Here is a 1,940-nt window from a genome sequence, read left to right on the forward strand (position 1 = left end):
CCCGTGGCAGGTGGCAGGTGGCAGGATATATCATGATGTAAATGTCGTGCGCACGACATATGACGTTCTTTCAGTCTACATTAAATAGGTCACTTTCTGTATACCTCTGAGAGTTATTTAGGACTAATATAATATTTCTGTGGACAATAACTTCACATGGTACTATCAATTATTGCCAAACTATTGTATTTCGATTTGCTTTGTACTTATTTACAGATCCTTCGATCTGCACGACGACTGCATGGTGAAGAAGTATGTCGAGCAATGCTGTTGCGACAACAGGATCACCAAAAACTTCGCCCCATTCTGCAAAGCCGCGATTGGAGGTGAGTACCATGGCACCCTTCTCGTAACGGGCATTGACGAGCTGGAAGAAGAGATTGCCGCCGCCGGGCACGACCGGGAGATAGCCGATTTCGTCGACGACCAGCAGGGATGCGCGGCATAGATAGCGGATACGCTCGCGCAACTGCCCCTCGCGCTCGGCCTTGGCCAGCGAGGCGATAATGTCGGCGAGCGTTGAGAAGTAGACGCTCTTTGCGGCCTTGACGGCTTCGACGGCGAGCGCGGTCGCCAGATGGCTCTTGCCGGTGCCGGGCGGGCCGAGAAGATGGACTACCTCCGCCCGCTCGATGAACTTCAGTTCGGCCAGCGCCATGATGCGGTCCCGATCGAGCGATGGCTGGAAAGCGAAGTCGAAGCCGGCGAGCGTCTTGATGGTGGTCAGGCGCGCCATCATCAGAGCAGCCTTGATGCGCCGACTTTCGCGCAGGGTTAGTTCTTCCACCAGAAGTTCGTCGAAGGGAACTGCCGGGAGAGGTTGAAGTTCCGGCTGCTCCGCCGCGAAGGCTTCGCTGACGATGCGTTGCGTGGTGCCGTGCAGGCGCGACGGTGTCGAGCCAATCTCGCAATTGCTCGTTCAGGTCCTCGAGATTGCGGAAGCTGCGGGCCAGGAAGAAGTCCTCGCGGATATAGCGGAATGGTCGCTCGACTTTGCCCTTGGTTTTGGCGCGATACGGCCGGCAGGCTCTGGGCTGGAAGCCAAAGTGCTTGGCCAGCGCCAGCAGCGAGCGATTGTAGATGATGTGGCCTTCGTTATCTTCGCCGGTGACCGCCGTCTTCATCCTGTCGTAGAGGATCTCGATCGGTATTCCTCCAATGGCGTCGAACGCCTGCATATGACAGCGCAGCAGCGTTTGCAGGTCCTGGTGCATGACGTAGCGGGCGAAGATGTAGCGCGAGTGGCCAAGCACGAGCGAGAACAGCCAGACGATGCGCGTCACGCCCGGCGCGTCGGTGAACTCGGTGACGAAGCGCGCGAAGTCGATCTGTGCTTGATATCCGGCCGGAGTCTCGAACCGCACCTCGAAGGGACGCACCTGCTCCTGCGGTCGGATTGCGGCCACGAAGCGCTTCACGGCGGTGTAGGCGCCGTCATAGCCGCGCTCACGAATCTCGCGCGTCAGGCGCACGGCGCTCAGATCGGGAAAGGCCGAGACCCGTTCGCGCAGATAGTCGACAAAGGGCACGATCTTGTTTGGCCGCCCCGCCTGTCGCGGGCCATAGGCGGGAAGTTCGAGCCGGCGCTCGATGTATTTGCGGACCGTCTTGGGATCGCGGCCCGTTCGCCGAGCAATCGCGGTCACGGACAGGCCCTGACGGTGTAGATCCAATATCATCAGAAGTTCTCCAAGTTGGACCACCAGCGCCGCTCCGATTCCGATCAAATCGGGACGGACTATCGACGCCGGAGCGAAAGCCGCCAGTTCCGGGACGCGTCCCGGAACTGGCGGCAGCAGCGCCAACTAGGGAATTTTCGATGCCCACAATCAGGGAATATTCATCGCCCGATGACAGATCAGCCTTTCCAGCGACCAGATCGATAAACTTCAACGCCGACTGCAACGGACCAGGCGATCAAGGAAAGGTGCATCATGAAG

The 1,940-nt window shown here is 58.6% G+C and carries 1 protein-coding gene and 1 pseudogene; both read right to left on the bottom strand.

Annotated features, from left to right (window positions below; genetic code table 11):
• Window positions 1-169: 169 nt before the first annotated feature.
• Window positions 170-787 carry an IS21-like element helper ATPase IstB gene (istB, locus tag EOC06_RS40500; RefSeq protein ID WP_245330119.1) on the bottom strand — a complete coding sequence of 206 codons (618 nt, stop codon included), beginning with the start codon at window positions 785-787 and terminating at the stop codon, window positions 170-172.
• Window positions 788-1,703 (bottom strand): annotated as a pseudogene (istA, locus tag EOC06_RS44515) (IS21 family transposase); the annotation flags it as partial.
• Window positions 1,704-1,940: the final 237 nt, after the last annotated feature.

The sequence above is a fragment of the Mesorhizobium sp. M7A.F.Ca.MR.362.00.0.0 genome, from assembly GCF_004023175.1.
In the GTDB taxonomy this organism is placed as follows: domain Bacteria; phylum Pseudomonadota; class Alphaproteobacteria; order Rhizobiales; family Rhizobiaceae; genus Mesorhizobium.